Annotated in this window: 14 protein-coding genes; 7 read left to right on the top strand and 7 right to left on the bottom strand. The window is 65.1% G+C overall.

Going from position 1 to position 15,090, the window contains the following annotated elements; translation table 11 throughout:
- The first annotated feature begins 32 nt into the window (after positions 1 to 32).
- Together ASC68_RS11750 and ASC68_RS11745 are read left to right on the top strand one after the other, a co-directional pair.
- Complete coding sequence (locus tag ASC68_RS11750) at positions 33 to 896, top strand: aminoglycoside phosphotransferase family protein (RefSeq protein ID WP_055879037.1); 864 nt, start codon at positions 33 to 35, stop codon at positions 894 to 896.
- Positions 897 to 1,094: 198 nt separating this feature from the next.
- On the top strand, positions 1,095 to 1,526 hold the full coding sequence (locus ASC68_RS11745; RefSeq protein WP_055879036.1) for a CBS domain-containing protein: 432 nt from the start codon (positions 1,095 to 1,097) through the stop codon (positions 1,524 to 1,526).
- Between the two features lie 144 nt (positions 1,527 to 1,670).
- Here the strand turns inward: ASC68_RS11745 and ASC68_RS11740 are convergent, their stop codons facing one another.
- Positions 1,671 to 2,492 carry a helix-turn-helix domain-containing protein gene (locus ASC68_RS11740; RefSeq protein ID WP_082528092.1) on the bottom strand — a complete coding sequence of 274 codons (822 nt, stop codon included), beginning with the start codon at positions 2,490 to 2,492 and terminating at the stop codon, positions 1,671 to 1,673.
- 3 nt (positions 2,493 to 2,495) lie between these two features.
- Positions 2,496 to 2,819: a hypothetical protein gene (locus ASC68_RS11735; RefSeq protein WP_055879030.1), complete on the bottom strand. Its 324-nt coding sequence runs from the start codon at positions 2,817 to 2,819 to the stop codon at positions 2,496 to 2,498.
- Between the two features lie 82 nt (positions 2,820 to 2,901).
- Between ASC68_RS11735 and ASC68_RS11730 the strand changes: the two genes are divergently transcribed.
- Entirely contained in the window at positions 2,902 to 3,294 is a 393-nt protein-coding gene (locus tag ASC68_RS11730; protein ID WP_055879028.1) for a DUF3224 domain-containing protein, read from the top strand.
- 209 nt (positions 3,295 to 3,503) lie between these two features.
- Here the strand turns inward: ASC68_RS11730 and ASC68_RS11725 are convergent, their stop codons facing one another.
- The 4 genes from ASC68_RS11725 to ASC68_RS11710 all read right to left on the bottom strand — a co-directional run bounded on the left by ASC68_RS11725 (position 3,504) and on the right by ASC68_RS11710 (position 8,821).
- Positions 3,504 to 5,045 (bottom strand): tryptophan halogenase family protein, encoded by a 1,542-nt coding sequence (locus ASC68_RS11725; RefSeq protein WP_055879026.1) that lies wholly within the window; start codon positions 5,043 to 5,045, stop codon positions 3,504 to 3,506.
- 361 nt (positions 5,046 to 5,406) lie between these two features.
- A complete protein-coding gene (locus ASC68_RS11720) occupies positions 5,407 to 6,228 on the bottom strand; it encodes an amidohydrolase family protein (protein WP_055879023.1) in 822 nt (273 codons plus the stop codon).
- A gap of 78 nt (positions 6,229 to 6,306) precedes the next feature.
- The gene (locus ASC68_RS11715) at positions 6,307 to 7,356 is read right to left on the bottom strand and encodes a Gfo/Idh/MocA family oxidoreductase (protein WP_055879020.1); all 1,050 of its coding nucleotides are present in this window, start codon (positions 7,354 to 7,356) and stop codon (positions 6,307 to 6,309) included.
- A 178-nt stretch (positions 7,357 to 7,534) separates the two neighbouring features.
- Positions 7,535 to 8,821: a neutral/alkaline non-lysosomal ceramidase N-terminal domain-containing protein gene (locus tag ASC68_RS11710; RefSeq protein WP_055879015.1), complete on the bottom strand. Its 1,287-nt coding sequence runs from the start codon at positions 8,819 to 8,821 to the stop codon at positions 7,535 to 7,537.
- Positions 8,822 to 9,065: 244 nt separating this feature from the next.
- On the opposite strand from ASC68_RS11710, the gene ASC68_RS11705 reads away from it, so the two are divergent.
- From ASC68_RS11705 to nagA, 3 genes are all read left to right on the top strand, one after another.
- Positions 9,066 to 9,830: a GntR family transcriptional regulator gene (locus tag ASC68_RS11705; protein ID WP_055879013.1), complete on the top strand. Its 765-nt coding sequence runs from the start codon at positions 9,066 to 9,068 to the stop codon at positions 9,828 to 9,830.
- Positions 9,831 to 9,878: 48 nt separating this feature from the next.
- Positions 9,879 to 10,889 carry an SIS domain-containing protein gene (locus ASC68_RS11700; RefSeq protein WP_055879873.1) on the top strand — a complete coding sequence of 337 codons (1,011 nt, stop codon included), beginning with the start codon at positions 9,879 to 9,881 and terminating at the stop codon, positions 10,887 to 10,889.
- Between the two features lie 176 nt (positions 10,890 to 11,065).
- Positions 11,066 to 12,223 carry an N-acetylglucosamine-6-phosphate deacetylase gene (nagA, locus tag ASC68_RS11695; protein WP_055879010.1) on the top strand — a complete coding sequence of 386 codons (1,158 nt, stop codon included), beginning with the start codon at positions 11,066 to 11,068 and terminating at the stop codon, positions 12,221 to 12,223.
- 59 nt (positions 12,224 to 12,282) lie between these two features.
- Here the strand turns inward: nagA and ASC68_RS11690 are convergent, their stop codons facing one another.
- On the bottom strand, positions 12,283 to 13,026 hold the full coding sequence (locus ASC68_RS11690; RefSeq protein ID WP_055879008.1) for an SDR family oxidoreductase: 744 nt from the start codon (positions 13,024 to 13,026) through the stop codon (positions 12,283 to 12,285).
- Positions 13,027 to 13,106: 80 nt separating this feature from the next.
- On the opposite strand from ASC68_RS11690, the gene ASC68_RS11685 reads away from it, so the two are divergent.
- Positions 13,107 to 14,867, top strand: coding sequence for a tetratricopeptide repeat-containing sulfotransferase family protein (locus ASC68_RS11685; RefSeq protein WP_082528090.1), 1,761 nt, complete (start codon positions 13,107 to 13,109; stop codon positions 14,865 to 14,867).
- Positions 14,868 to 15,090 lie beyond the last annotated feature (223 nt).

Raw genomic sequence — 15,090 nt, 5'->3', positions numbered from 1 at the left:
TCTTCTTTACCCCTCTCGGCTAATGGGAGGGCATGGCCACCCTGCTCAATCCCACTCCTGACGCCACCATGCTCAGCCGCGCGCTGGCGCGCTGGTCGCTGACCCGTCCGACCCTGATCGCCGAGACAGCGACCAGCCTGGTCTATCGCGTCGAGCGCACCGGCCAGCCGCCCGCCGTGCTGAAGCTGCTGAAGCCCGGCAGCGGCGAGGACGAGCGCAACGGCGGCAGCCTCCTGGTCTGGTACGCCGGCAACGGCGCCGCCGCCATCTACGGCCTCGCCCGCGACGCCGTGCTGATGGAGCTGGCCGACGGCGAAACATTGGGCGACGTGGCTCGAGCTGGTCGTGACGCCGAAGCCACCGAGATCCTTTGCGACACCGTCGAAAAGCTCCACGCCCGGCGCGATGCGGCCCCACCAGCCGACCTCACCCCGCTGCGCCAGCGCTTCGAAGCGCTGTTTCGGGTCGGCGCCGGCGCCTGGCCGCGCCAGGCCCGCGACCTCGTCGGCCGCGCCACTGGCATCGCCTACAACCTGTTCGACAGGCCGATGGACGCCATCCCGCTGCACGGTGACATCCACCACGACAACATCGTCTCCGGCGCCCGTGGCTGGGTCGCCATCGATCCCAAGGGCCTCGTCGGCGATCCCGCCTATGACTACGCCAACAGCTTCCTCAACCCCGAGGAGGGCGACGATTTCGTCATCAGCGCCCCGCGCGTCGCCCGCCACTCCCACGCTATCGCTGCCCGCACCGGCATCGCGCGACGCCACCTGCTCGCCTGGGCCTCGGTCCACGCCGCGCTCAGTGCTGCCTGGGACATCGAGGACGGTAACCCGGTGACCCAGCAGATCAGTATCCTGCCGCTGCTGCTCACCGCTTACGACACCGCCTGACGAGAAATCTGTTTCACGCCTGGCGCTGAACTCTCTGTTGCCTGCTGCATTCTCCTCCTTCAGGGGCGGCGATCCTTGCCGCCCCCTGGAGCAATCACCGCTTCGGTGATTGCTCGGAGTCCTTTGATTAGTCGCGCTTTCGAACCGGAAAAGTCTGCAACTTTTCCTGAAAGCGCTCCAACACCAGGGAGAACGGCCATGAAAGTCAGCGAATGCATGAGCACCGACGTCGAGCTTTGCTCGCCCGATGACACCATCCGCTCCGTTGCGCGTACCATGCGCGAGATCGACGCCGGTTCGATGCCGGTCGGCGAGAACGATCGCCTTGTCGGCATGATCACCGACCGCGACATCTGCATCCGCGCCGTGGCGGAGGGGATGGGTCCCGAAACCCGCGTCCGCCAGGTAATGAGCTCCAGCCCACGCTGGTGCTACGAGGATGAGGAACTCTCCGACGTCTCCGACCATATGGCCGAGTTCAAGATTCGCCGCCTGCCGGTCCTCAGCCGCGAAAAGCGCCTGATCGGCATGATCTCGCTGGGCGATGTCGCTCTCGCCGACAGCGGTCGCGCCAGCGCCCACGCCTTGCACGAAATCTCCGAACCCGGCGGGATGCACAGCCAGCACTAGGGTGACTGAAGCAGACGGCCCCCTCCCGGCCTCCCCCACAAGGGGGGAGGTGAAGAGTCGAGGTCATGGCGCGATTGTGCCAAGTGAACCAGCGGAGCACCTCCCCCCTTGTGGGGGAGGATGGGAGGGGGCCGTCTCTATCGGCTAGCCGCCCCGAAACACTCCCGGCGCGGCCCCGGTCAGCTTCTCGAACGCATGGTTGAACGCCGCCTGATCGAAGTACCCCAGCCGGTGTGCCAGCTCGGTGAGCGGTTCCGCCCCTCCGGCGTTCAGTGTCTCCACCGCCTCCAGCATGCGATATCGGTCGATCACCCATTTGGGCGACACCCCGACATACTCGTCGAACAATCTTTGCAGTGCCCTGAGCCCCAGCCCGAACGCCTCGGCGAGCTCGCCAGCAGACACGAGCTCCAGGTTCGCCTCGGCAAACGTCACGATCCGCCGTGCCAGCCCGACCTTCTCGTCCGGTTCCCGCAACTGCGCCTGAATCAGTTCCTCCATCCGCTCGGCCATGGCGACGGGGTCGTTGAGCCCGATGAATTCCTCCTGCATAGCGGCCGACGTCCGCGAGAACACCGTCTCCACCGGCAGCCACGTGTCGCTCAGCGCACTCACCGCGCGCCCAAAGAACGGCCGGAACGCGCCCGGCCAGAACTTCGTTGCGAACACCCGGCCTGAACCGGTGAGTGTTGTCTCGAACACCCCGGTGGCCGCGCCGAAGATGCCGGTCTCACCCCGCGAGTCGATCACCAGGTGCTGGTTGGGGTGGCTAAGGTTGCGCTGGGTGTACGGCGGGCGGTCACCGAGGTCGTAGAGGATCATCCAGTGGTGCTCGACCCAATCGGCGAGGTCATCCGAAGGCTCGAACCGCGTCAGTTCGAAATGCTCGAAGCTGGTCCGCTTGTGCAGCAACCCGCGCGCCGGCTTCACCGCCGGATCGATTGGCCTGGGATCACTCTGTCGCATCAGTCAGCGCACGCCGCCCATCGCAGACGCACGCACCAGGTGGTGCTGCACGAACTCGGTCCGCTCCACCAGGAACGCATCATCCTCCGGATAGTACTGCGCCCGCTGGTAATCCTCGCCGGCAAAACGCTTCACCGCCGCCAGGTCGGTCCACCAGCTCAGCGTCGTGATGGTGCTGAGCCCGCCGGCCTCGGCGCTGGTGAGAATCTGGAAGCCGAGGTTGCCGTCGGTGGCGGCGTAGTGGGCGGCTCCCGTCTCCTCGATATAGGCCACGTAGCGCGCTTCGTCCGCGGTCCGGATACGGGCCGACCATTGGCGCAGGATCATCGGCTCAACTCCTCTGTCGCGAAACTACAATTCCACATGGCGTCACTCCGCTAGCTTCCCCCTCCAAGCAAGGAGAACCCCAATGAAGACCGCCAAGGGCACGATTCTGCATAACAACTGGGACGAGAACCCCTACCACGAAGCCGCCCCGCTGAAATCGAGCGAGGCGAAGATCGATATCGTCATGCACGGCGCCATCGAAGCCACCGGCCCCGGCCGCTACCTGATGCAATACCCCACCGCCGAGACCTGCCACTATGCCGGCTACCTGGTCATGGACGGCACGCTCGACGGCAAATCCGGCCAGTTCATCATCTACGAAGTCGGCGACTGGACCAACGGCGTCGCCGCCAGCAAGTGGCAGATCGTCGAGGGCTCCGGCACCGGGGAGCTAAAGGGCATCACGGGGCAGGGCAGCTACTCAGCCCAGCACGATAAGACCGTGCACTACGAACTGAACTATGAGTTGAAGTAGCCGCGGTCTCCCCCACCCACCGGCTGTCATCCCAGCGAAAGCTGGGGCCCATCTATCCGCCAGCGCAGGGGGTGAACCGGACGAGGGCGGAGCCCTCGCCGTGGGGTCCCAGCTTTCGCTGGGATGACACCGAGTTTGGGGTGTTGTCTGGTGGCAAATACGCCGTTGGGTCCTGCACCAAGGCAATGCACTGGACGAAACGGACAACCTCATCCCATCCCCCGAACCAGCTCCAGGAATTCCGCATGCCCCAGCGCTTTGCTGGCTGCCTGCTTGTATTCCTTCACCAGCCCCGCATGCGTCTCCCGCGCAAATTTCCTGAGCTTGGGGTCACGCGCCATTTCCGCTTTCGCCACCGAGGGATCGAGCAGCCCCAGGCCATCAAGCACCGGATAATGCAGCTGCGTCTCCACATGCGGCAGTCCGAACAGATAGTCCGCAAAGTGCTCGCGCCGCGGCATTTCGGTTTTCCACCGCTCCAGCCGCTGCTTGGTCTCGGGGTGAATCCGGTGCTCCCGCACCTCGCGCCAGAACGGCGTATCGTCCCGTTCCGTCATGTAATGGGTGTTCACGAAGGTGCGGAAATCGTCGACCTGCCGTCCGACGCGGCGGTTGTAGTCGTCCCGCAACGGCTGCCCCATCTGGGCGGGATCGCGCAGATATTGCCCGGCGAACATCATCATCTGCACGATCGTGCCATGGATCGAGGTCGATTCCAGCGGCTCGAGAAAGCTCGAGCTCAACCCCACCGCCACCACGTTGTTGATCCACGCCTTCTCGAGCCGTCCGATCTTGAACTGGATATCGCCACGCACCTCGATCTTGCGCCCCAGCACCCGTTCCACCTCGGCATGCGCCTCGTCGGGGGTACGGAACTCATCCGAGTAGACGTAACCGCAGCCATAGCGGTACTGCGTCGGGATCTGCCACATCCAACCCGCTTCCTGCGCCCAGGCGCGGGTGTAATTGGCGATCTCCTCGCCCGGCTCGACCGGCAGCCAGAAGGGCAGGGCCCGGTTCACCGGCAGTTCGTGCTGGTACGAAATCCACGGCGCCTGCATCTCGCCGACGATCAGGCGCTTGCGGAACCCGGTCGCGTCGATGAAGAAATCGCCCTCGAGTTTCTGTCCGTCTTCGAACACCAGCGCCGTGACGTCGCCCGTCTCGCCGTTCCGCTCCACTCCCGTCAACACGTTGTCGACGATCTCGACGCCCTGAGATTTCTCCTTCAGAAACTTGCCCACCAGCGACTGGTCGAAGTGATAGGCCGGCAGGAACGGTCCGAGCGGGATCAGTGACCCGTCGGCCTTCTTCGTCCACGGCGCCTTCTTCTGCTTCAGCAGCGGACCGAACAGATGCATGTCCTGCACCGGCTCGTTCACCGATACGGCATAGACGTTGAGATAGTCCGACGGCGCCCCCGGCGGTGGCCGCACTACCGCATGCGGGTCATCGATCGGCCCGTAATAGGTAAAACCCTTCCGCCGCCAGTCCTCGTGCCGGATACCCAGCTTGTAGGTGGCCTCGGTCTTCCTGAAGAACTCGAAGATATCGATGCCGAAATGCGTCAGGAACACGTGGAACGCCGCGGTCGTCGCCTCGCCCACCCCCACTGTCGGGATTTTGGACGACTCGACCACGCTGAGCTTCGCATCGAGCTTCAGCCGCTTGATCGAGTCCTGGATGATGAAGGCGGCGATCCACCCAGCGGTGCCGCCCCCCACGATAACGAAATGCGGTTGCCCCGCCATGATCCCAGTCCTCCCTGACCGGGAGGAAACGCGATGTAGGGCAGGGCGGCAAGGGGCGAACGACGAGGGAAAGTCCGGAAAGCTAAGGTCCGGATCTGGCGCAGCATCAAGTCGTTACCGTTGCCGGTGAAGTCCTTCGATCAGGCTGCCTTCGTTCTCGACCGCCACCGGCACGCAAAGCGACAACCAAACGGTCGCGGCGAAGAGGCAAACACCGATCAATACAAGTCCTGCGATGAGTATCGTGCGCCCATGTCTGTATTCTACGGGCGTTCGACTGCCGTGCGTCATAGTCCCCTCAGCGGGAACTGGAGCACGGAGCCGAAAGCTCCGTCAAATCACAGTATTTTGCGGAAAACGACTACAGCCGATAGACCCGCTCGGCGTTGCCTGAGAACAGCTTCTCCTGCTCCGCCTGGCTCGCGCCGGCGACGATCTCCCGGCTCGCGTTCACCCATTTGGTCAGATCGGCGAACAGCGTCACCACCGGATGGTCGCTGCCCCACACCACACGATCCCAGCCAAAGGTCTCGATGACGAACTCGACATACGGTCGGAGCTGGTCGACCGTCCAGGTGTCGTCGACATTGGCGAGGATGCCCGAAATCTTGCACGCCACGTTCGGCAGTTCGGCGATCCGTTCCATCCGCGTCGTCCAGCTCTCCCATTCGCGCTCGGCGATTTTGGGGTTGCCGCAGTGATCGAGCACGAACTGTGTCTGAGGGCACGCTTCGATCAGCGGCGGCGCCAGCATCAGCTCATGCGACTTCACGCAGATGTCGAAGTTCATGTCGTAGCGCGGCAAGAGCCGGATGTTGTCGATGAAGGTCTGCGTCTGGCTCAACTCGGCAGGCTGTCCCTGCAGCAACCGTCGGATGCCTTTTACCCGCCCCAGCTCTCGCATCTTTTCGAGATGCCGTTCGAAATCCGCATGCTCCGGTCTCCCGTTGGCGATCGCCCCGATAACTCGGTCGAGCCCAAGCACGAACTCCGTTTCCGCCGCGATCTCGGGCTCGGCGACATCCACCTCCATATGCAGCGCCGCCTCGATCCCGAGCGGTGCTGCCTCGGCCCAGTAGCTTTCCACATGCCAGGGCTTGTTGATCGCCGGCGCGCCGCCCAACCACGGATAGGAGAACCCGTCGGGATAGATCAGGTGCAGGTGCGTATCGACAATGCGCATGAAATCAGCCGTTTGAAGTGAGAATCCGAGCTGAGAAGTTAGCCTGCCGGGACCCGGCGCGACAGGCCAGTCTTTCGGCTAAAGCTTCACCGCCAGCCCGCTCCGGATGCTTTCGTCCGCCGCAATGCAGATCCTGAGCGATTGCACCGCGTCATTCATGTGCCGGCTGAGGTCGATATCCTCGATGATGGCGCGATATACATACTCCTGCTCCCTGGCACAGAGCGCATCGTGGTGTGGCTCGCCCTGCATCGAAATGTACTCGTCGGTATTGGCGAAGCTCCCGTCCGTCGTGAGCGCCGCCCGGTGCACCCGAATCTGGTCGGTCCGCGTGTGCGTATCGAGATCATCCGATCTGGCGCCCGGGTCCATGACGATCGACACCGCGCCGTTCGGCGTCATCACGTCCTTGATGAAGAAGGCGTTCTCCGAAACCATCGGTCCCCACGCCGCCTCGTACCAGCCGCGCGAACCGTCCTCGAACAGCACTTGCAGCGCGCCGTAATTGTACATGTCCGGGGCGATCTCATCGGAGAGCCGCACCCCCATGCCGCGCACCTCGACCGGCCTCGCATCGGTGATCTGGCACATCACGTCGACATAGTGCACGCCGCAGTCGACGATCGGCGACGTCGTCTCCATCAGTGTCTTGTGCGTCTGCCAGTTGGCGCCGCTCGATTGCTGGTTGAGGTTCAAGCGGAATGCATATGGACCCCCGAGCTTGCGCGCTTCCTCGATGAAGCGGATCCAGCTCGGGTGGTGCCTCAGGATGTAGCCCACGACCAGCTTCCGCCCATTGGCCCTGGCCGCCGCGACCACCCGCTCGGCATCGGCCACGGTCATCGCCAGCGGCTTTTCGACGAACACGTGCGCGCCCTGTTCCAGCGCCATCACCGCGTAGTCGGCATGCGTATCGGTGTAGGTGTTGATCGACACCAGGTCCGGCTTCACCTGCCGCAGCGCCGCTTGATAGTCGGCCAGCACCTGGTAGCCAGCGAGTTCCGGCTCGAGCTTCGGGGCCCGCCGGTTCACCAGCCCGACGATCTCGAACCCCGGGTGCCGGTGATAGGCCAGCGCGTGGCTCCGCCCCATATTGCCCAGGCCCGCCACAAGTACACGAACGCTCATTCAAACTACTCCAAGTCCTGATCTCCCCGGCCAAGCCGGGCATCGTTTGGTCGGGCCTGCAATCATGCCCAGAGTCATTCCCGCGAAAACGGGAACCTCTGTTCTCGGCGCGCGCTGCAAACCGAGATCCCCGCTTTCGCGGGGATGACCCTGCGGGCAACTCGGCGGTAGAGCCCGCTCATGTGCCCGACGAACCTGTGGCCCTGTCCAGCCTGGCATTCAGCTCGATCGCGGCGGCTTCGAGCCGCTCGGCCGAGCCCTCTGCAAACGCCGCCGGCAAGCCATAATATCGGTGCGCCTCGAGCACCTCGTAGCCGCCGAACGGATATTCGGATGCCGGCGGAATATACCCGGGCACGCCATCGGCAAAGCTGTTGACGAAGTGCACGCGCGCCGCATCGCCGCGCACGTTCAGCGCCGATTGCGCAAACATCTCTCCCGGCAAGAAGCTCAACCGGACCCCGGCCCAGTCGAGCACCGTCACCTTGCCGGTCCACGGCGCAGCCGGCCGCAGCGCGACGGTCCCGGCCCAGTCCGCCCAGCACTCATAGAGCGTCGCCCAGGCCGGGTCCGACTCGGCCGCCTTGGCTCGCCACTCGGCCGCCAGCACGGGCAGGGGCGCCGTCTCGTTCCGTTCGAGATCGAGCGTCACCGCTGCGGCCGCAGCGGCAACGCCGCCAGCCAACGGCCTGAGCCTTGCTGTCGAAGCGCTCGCAGCGATGCGTCGGCCCAGCCGTTCAGCCTCGGCATAGGTGCGATCTGCGGTGGGGACCGTGCTGATCGACGAATGCGGCGAGTGTCCCGTGCTGATGTCACCCGCGCAGCCGGTCAGGAACACCGCGACGATCCCGGGGGAGGCGGCCTCCAGTGCCTCGCGCACATAGTGCGGGAAGTCGGCGGTGTACTGCCGATTGTAAGCTGCCAGCACCACCGGATGGCAGGCGTGTGCTGTGAGGACGGCGATCGGCTTGCCATCGACACCGTCGATCCGCAGCACCGGCACGGTGGGGTCGATGACCCCGCCGTCGTGCCGCCGGTTGAAGGCGATCCCGGGATTGTCGCCCAGGCCGGCCGAAAGGATTGCTGGCCGCTGCACCGCCACCGCCCGGTCGATCGCCTCGACGCACCCGTCTTCCAGCCGCGTCAGAAAGTCGGCGTCGAACGCCGTGCCACCGCGACCAGCCATGCTCACTGGTCCACCATGCGTGTGCGTGGCGATCACTGCCACCCTGTCGTCGGGTAGTGCGCAACGCGAGCGAATCCGCGCGCAGCTCTCCTCGTGCAGGCCGATCACATCGGCGACGACGATGGCCGTATCACCCACGACAATGGCCCGCGCCGTCAGCGCATCGTGGCTACCGGTCGCCGGTTGCGTGCGGGCTGCGTAGCCGGACATCATCAGCCCGGCCGGCGGCGTGATATCGACGATCGAGGCTCCCGCCAGCAGCGGCGATAGTTCCGGCATTCCGACCACACTCCGATCGAGTTCCCACGGGTTCGGCATTAATGCCAAAAACATACCACTTGTCGAGAAGCCTCACGCATAACCCGCCGCCGGCAACCCCGCGTGGGACCGATCTCACAGCAAGTCGGGGACATCAGCGCAGAAACCGCTTGGTCAATGGTCTTTTATTGGTATTATGGGATGAATGTGGGACGACACCCGCGTCGGGCGGATTTGCCCGGTGGTTTGGTCCGGGACAGACAATTTGACCAGCGAGCTTTTCAGCGCCGAAGCCATCATCCTGCCGCAGGGTGGTCCGCTCTATCTGCAGCTGAAACGCTGGATCGAAGACGCGGTAGCGCGTGGCGCCATCAAGCCCGGCGATGCGCTTCCCTCCGAGCGTGACCTTGCCGCCAAGGTCGAGGTCTCCCGTGTCACGGTGCGCAAGGCCGTGCAGCATCTGGTGCGCGACGGCCTGCTGATTCAGCGCCATGGCTCGGGCACCTTTGTTGCCCCACAGCAGAGCCGGGTCGAGCAATCACTGAGCCAGCTCACCTCCTTCACCGAGGATATGGCGCGCCGCGGCATGGCCGTGCGCGCCATCTGGCTCGATCGCGGCATCTACGATCCATCGCCTGACGAGACGGTGATTCTGGGCCTCTCGCCTGGTGATCGCGTCGCCCGCGTGGCGCGCCTCCGCCTCTCCGGCGATATGCCGCTGGCCATCGAGCGCGCGGCTTTGTCCGCCGAGACCTTGCCGGATCCGGCTTCCGTGGGCTCGTCGCTCTACTCGCATCTCGACAAGACCGGCAACCGACCGGTGCGCGCTATTCAGCGCATCCGCGCCGCCAATCTCGAGGAGAACGATGCCCGTCTCCTCGAAATCCCCGTGGGCGCCGCCGCGCTCCATATCGAGCGCATCGCCTACCTGCCTTCGGGCAAGGTCGTCGAATTGACGCGCTCGGTCTACCGCGGCGACACCTATGATTTTGTCGCCGAGCTCAGAGTCGGCGAAGCTGCCCGCAAATGATCGCAAACCGTGAGTGATGCCGTGACCACAGCCGCCAACGCCAGCTACATGCGCCAGGAAGTCGAAGAGACCCCGTCGGCGATCGCCCGCTTGCTTTCGGAGGGCAAGGCCGACTTCGCGGCCGCCGGCAAGGCGCTCCGCGCCGCCGACCCCACCGCCATCGTCACCATCGCACGCGGCTCCTCCGACCACGCTTCGTCGTTCCTCAAGTACTCCATCGAGCTCCTTGCCGGCGTGCCGGTCGCCTCGGTCGGCCCCTCGGTCTACTCGATCTATGGCCGCGAGCTGAAGCTCAAGGGCACTGCCGCCATCGCCATCTCCCAGTCGGGCAAGAGCCCCGACATTGTCGGCATGACCCGGTCGGCTAAAAAGAACGGTGCGCTGACCTTCGCGCTGACCAACACCCCGGACTCGCCGCTTGCCCAGGCTTGCGACCAGACCATCGCGCTCCGCTCCGGCGAGGAAAAGTCGGTGGCTGCCACCAAGACCTTCGTCGCCTCGGTCGTCGCCGGCCTCGGCCTTGTCGGAAACTGGTTGGAAGACAAGGCGCTGCTGGCCGCTCTGGAATCGCTTCCTGAGGTGCTCGAAGAGGCCGTCCACTGCGATTGGTCGCCGCTGCTCGGTGCGCTCGACAAGCACCAGTCGCTCTATGTCCTCGGTCGTGGCCCGGCGCTCGCCATCGCCAACGAGGCGGCGCTGAAGTTCAAGGAAACCTGCGGCATCCATGCCGAGGCCTACAGCGCTGCCGAGGTCATCCACGGCCCGGCCCGCATTGTCGAGCATCACTTTCCGGTGCTCGCACTCGCTGCCCGCGACGCCGCCGAAGCCTCAGTTGCCGAAGTCGCCGAACGGCTGGCCGGGCAGGGCGCGCGCGTCTTCATCACCTCGGTCAATGCCCAGAGCGCCGAACGCCTGCCGTTTGCCGCCTCCGGCCACGCCATCACCGACGCCCTGGCGCTGATCGTCAGCTTCTACGGCTTCGTCGAAGCCCTCAGCCGTCGCCGCGGCTTCGACCCGGACCGCCCGCCGCACCTCAAGAAGGTGACGGAGACCATATGACCCGAAGCACCAGTGGGGGCTGACCCCCACCCTTGATCCCTCCCCCTCAACAGAGGAGGGAGACGACGACCTCGGTATTAGTGGGAGCGTCTCCCTCCCCCTGTTGAGGGGGAGGGGACAGGGGTGGGGTCAGCCTGCTCCGGCTCTCAAGGCTCGCACCTGCAGGAGCAAAGCACATGACTACCAAACAAGCCTTCACCGGAGCTCGCATCTTCGATGGCGCCGAATGGCACGACCACATGGCGCTGGTCGTTGCTGACGGCAAGGTTGAGGGCCTCATCGCCGTGGATTCACCCACCGATGCCATTCGCGTTCCGGCCGACGGCGCCATGATCGTTCCCGGCTTTCTCGACTTGCAGGTCAATGGCGCCGGCGGCGCGCTGCTCAATGATACGCCGACGCTCGAGGCCATCCGCACCATCTGCGCGACCCTGACCCAGTTTGGCTGCACCGCCTGCCTGCCGACCCTGATCACCGATACGGTGCCCAAGAACGAGGCCGTCATCGCCGCCGGCGCCACGGCGGTGGAGCAGCACGTCCCCGGTTTCCTCGGTCTCCACCTCGAAGGCCCCCACCTCTCCATCGCCCGCAAGGGCGCCCACGATCCGGCGCTGATCCGTCCAATGGACGAAGCCGACCTGCAGCGGCTCCTCGCCGCCAAACGCGCACTCCCGACTCTCCTCATTACTGTCGCCGCCGAAACCGTTGGCCCGGAACAGATTTCCCGCCTCGCCGCGGCAGGCATCATCGTCAGCATCGGCCACTCCGATGCGAGCTACGTCCAGGTTGCAGCTGCCGCGGCAGCCGGCGCCTCGATGGCCACCCACCTGTTCAACGCCCAGAGCCAGATCGGTAATCGCGAGCCGGGCGTCGTCGGCGCCGTGCTCGACCTGCCGGGCCTCGATGCCGGTCTCATCGCCGACGGCATTCACGTCCATCCGACCTCGATCGGCATCGCACTCCGCGCCAAGCGTGGCCCGGGCCAGGTTTTCCTCGTCTCCGACGCCATGTCGATCACCGGCACCGACTGGACTGAGTTCGAGCTCACCGGCCGCGCCGTCTACAGGAAGGATGGCGCCCTGCGCCTCGCCGACGGCACCCTCGCCGGCGCCGACCTCGCGATGATCGACGCCATCCGCTACGTCCACCAGACCATCGGCGTGCCGCTCGACGAGGCCCTGCGCATGGCGAGCCTTTATCCGGCCCGTGCCATCCACGCCGAAGCCGACCGCGGCCACCTCAGCAAAGGCGCCCGCGGCGACTTCGCGGTCCTGAGCGACGACCTGAAGGTGCGCTCGACTTGGATAGGTGGTGAAAAGGTGTTCGGGGCCTGAGGCCGAGTGTGATCCTCCCCCGCGCTGCGGGGGAGGGCCGCGTTCGGCAGGACTGGGATTTACCCGCGGCCGATATACGGCATCGTCGTGGCCATCACCGTCATGAACTGCACATTCGCCTCGAGCGGCAGCCCGCTCATATAGAGAATCGCATCCACCACGTGCTGCACGTCGAAGGTCGGTTCGGGCTCCATCGTGCCGTTGGCCTGCAGTGACCCGGTGGTCATCCTGGCGGTCATGTCGGTGGCGGTGTTGCCGATGTCGATCTGCCCGCAGGCAATGCTGAAGGCCCGTCCATCCAGCGAGATCGCCTTGGTCAACCCGGTGATCGCGTGCTTGGTGGCGGTATAGGCGGCGGCCCCCGGCCGCGGCACGTAAGCCGAGATCGAGCCATTGTTGATGATCCGGCCACCCTGCGGCGTCTGGTCCCGCATCGCCCGGAATGCCTCGCGCGCCACATAGAATGCGCCGTTGAGGTTCACATCCACCATGCCCTGCCAGGTCCCGATATCGGTGTCGCCGAAGCTCGCCTGCGGCGCAAACCGGCCGGCATTGTTGAACACCACGTCCACCCGGCCGAGCTTCGCCTTCAGGTCGGTGAAGTAGCGGTGCACGGCTGCGGGGTCGGTGACATCGCAAACCCCGCTATACTGCGCCGAACTCAGCCGCGCCGTCTCCTTGAGCTCGACCTCGCGTCGCCCCAGAATCGCCACGCGATACCCGGCCTTGCCCAGCCCGATTGCCGTTGCGCGCCCGATACCCGAGGTCGCGCCGGTCACCACCGCCACCTTGCCGTCTGTCATTTTCCGCTTTCCCGCCCTTTGTTGCCGTCATATGGACGAGGACTTGCGGCATAGGCAAGGCAGCCATTAGCAAGAGACGCATGTCCCCTTCCCGTCGAGTTTCCCCCAAGCAACCGCAAGGCCGGACGGTGGAGAGCCTGCTGCAGCGCGGCATCGAGCTTCACCAGGCCGGGCACGGAACAGAGGCAGCAGGCCTGTACCAGCAGATTCTGCGTCTCGACGGCGGCCACCCTGCAGCCAACCACCTGTTCGGGCTCACGCTGATGCAGCAGGGAGAACCGATCGCCGCCATCCGTCACATCGCCGTGGCGCTCAAGACCGAGCCCTCCAACCCGCAATACCTCGCCAATATGGGGGTGGCGCTGAGCAGCGCCGGTCGCAACGACGAAGCGGTGGAAGTGCTGCAGCGCGCCGTGGCCATTCAGCCGGCATCGGCGGAAGCCTATTCGAATCTCGGCATGGCCAACCGCTCACTGGGGCGGTTCAACGAGGCCGCCGATGCCTATCGGCATGCTGCCGAGATTAGGCCGACCGAGCCTGCCTTCCACTTCAGGCTGGCCAGCATGCTCCGTCAGGCCGGGGATCATTTCGCGGCGGAAGCATCCTATCGCAAGGCGATCGAGCTGCGGCCCGGCTATGCCGAGGCCTATGATCGGCTCGCCTTCATGCTGATCGACCAAGGGCGCACGGCGGAGGCGCTGGAGGTGCTCGACAGGGGATTGGCTGTCCTTCCCGAAGAGGCCACCCTTCACATGCAGCGCGCGCGCTCACTCTATGCGGGTGGCGCGATGAATGAGGCGATCGCCGGGTTCGACCGCGCCCTCACGCTGCGGCCGACATATGGCGAGGCACACCTGCAGCGCGCCACCTCGGTGCGCCACCGGGCGCGCGATGGCGCAGTCGCGGCAATGGAGGGCGTGTTCCGGTCAGAGCATGTCGATACCGTCGACCGGATCTTTGCCGGCTTTGCCTTGGGCAAGGCTCTGGCCGACATTGGAGATCATTCCGGATCCATCGCCGCATTCATCGAGGCGAACCGCATGCAGCGGCAACGCGTCACCTTCTCGCTGAACCGCGAGGCCGACCTCCTGAAGTCGGAGCTGGAGCGCTTTCGTGATGCTGATGAGATGCTGCTGAGCGGCGCCTCGTCAGCGGCGAACCCGGTCTTCATCGTTGGCCTGCCGCGGTCAGGCAAAAGCACGCTGGAACTGATCCTCGCCTCACATCCGGCTTTCGCGGGCGCTGGAGAGCTGCCGACCATGGGCAGGCTGGTGCGTGAACTGCTTCGGGAAACCGGCGGGCTCCCATTGTCGGCGATACCGGCCAATCGTTTCGCTGCGCTTGGACGCGCCTACATGGAAGAAGCTCAGCGGCTGATTCCCGACGGCAAGCGCGTCATCGACACCATGCCATCGAACTATCACTACCTGGGCTTCATCCGCCTCGCCCTGCCCAATGCCCGGATCATTCACTGCATGCGGCCGCCCGCCGAGCATCGCGTCGCCATATTCGAGAAGTTCCTCACCGGCGCCGGGTTCGAATACGCAAACGAGCTGGGCGAGCTGCGCGGCTACCATTCGGCGTATTCGCAGCTGATGAGCGATTGGCACGCGCGCTTCCCGGGCTTCATTCGCGATCTCGACCTCGGTGCCCTGATGTCCGATCGGCGGGCCCCGATGGCGAGCTTGCTGCAGTTCCTGGGGGCCGATTGGGATGAGGCGTGCCTTGCGCCGGCCCAATCGGAGCCGCAGCAGGGGGATTGGTCGAGCGCCGAGCGGGCTGCCAATCACTCGGCCCACATGGCGGCGTGGCAAGAGGTTCACCCCGAACTCTGGGCCTGACGCCGACCACGCGACGTCCGGCACGGTCCTTCCGGGGGACTCGGGTTGCAAGTGTTAACGGCCCGTTTCCAAACCTGTGCCGAATTTGCAACAGCCGGTCTGCAACCACCTTGGCGCTGCCGCAATTCAGCCATTCTGCGATTGCGCCTCCCGAACTCCTGCGTAGAGTGGGTCTTGCGAATCCATGCATGGGATCGTTTGTCGGTCGCAAACGCGACGGCAA

It is taken from the genome of Devosia sp. Root105 (assembly GCF_001424865.1).
Classification (GTDB): Bacteria; Pseudomonadota; Alphaproteobacteria; order Rhizobiales; family Devosiaceae; genus Devosia_A.
Note: the sequence above shows the minus strand (reverse complement) of the source record. Positions and strands in the feature narration are given on the sequence as shown.

Excerpts from the sequence above, each read along its gene's own strand:
- ASC68_RS11750 (WP_055879037.1), top strand. The coding sequence starts at position 33 with ATGGCCACCCTGCTCAATCCCACTCCTGACGCCACCATGCTCAGCCGC.
- ASC68_RS11745 (WP_055879036.1), top strand. The coding sequence starts at position 1,095 with ATGAAAGTCAGCGAATGCATGAGCACCGACGTCGAGCTTTGCTCGCCC.
- ASC68_RS11740 (WP_082528092.1), bottom strand. The coding sequence starts at position 2,492 with ATGCGACAGAGTGATCCCAGGCCAATCGATCCGGCGGTGAAGCCGGCG.
- ASC68_RS11735 (WP_055879030.1), bottom strand. The coding sequence starts at position 2,819 with ATGATCCTGCGCCAATGGTCGGCCCGTATCCGGACCGCGGACGAAGCG.
- ASC68_RS11730 (WP_055879028.1), top strand. The coding sequence starts at position 2,902 with ATGAAGACCGCCAAGGGCACGATTCTGCATAACAACTGGGACGAGAAC.
- ASC68_RS11725 (WP_055879026.1), bottom strand. The coding sequence starts at position 5,045 with ATGGCGGGGCAACCGCATTTCGTTATCGTGGGGGGCGGCACCGCTGGG.
- ASC68_RS11720 (WP_055879023.1), bottom strand. The coding sequence starts at position 6,228 with ATGCGCATTGTCGATACGCACCTGCACCTGATCTATCCCGACGGGTTC.
- ASC68_RS11715 (WP_055879020.1), bottom strand. The coding sequence starts at position 7,356 with ATGAGCGTTCGTGTACTTGTGGCGGGCCTGGGCAATATGGGGCGGAGC.
- ASC68_RS11710 (WP_055879015.1), bottom strand. The coding sequence starts at position 8,821 with ATGCCGGAACTATCGCCGCTGCTGGCGGGAGCCTCGATCGTCGATATC.
- ASC68_RS11700 (WP_055879873.1), top strand. The coding sequence starts at position 9,879 with ATGCGCCAGGAAGTCGAAGAGACCCCGTCGGCGATCGCCCGCTTGCTT.
- nagA (WP_055879010.1), top strand. The coding sequence starts at position 11,066 with ATGACTACCAAACAAGCCTTCACCGGAGCTCGCATCTTCGATGGCGCC.
- ASC68_RS11690 (WP_055879008.1), bottom strand. The coding sequence starts at position 13,026 with ATGACAGACGGCAAGGTGGCGGTGGTGACCGGCGCGACCTCGGGTATC.
- ASC68_RS11685 (WP_082528090.1), top strand. The coding sequence starts at position 13,107 with ATGTCCCCTTCCCGTCGAGTTTCCCCCAAGCAACCGCAAGGCCGGACG.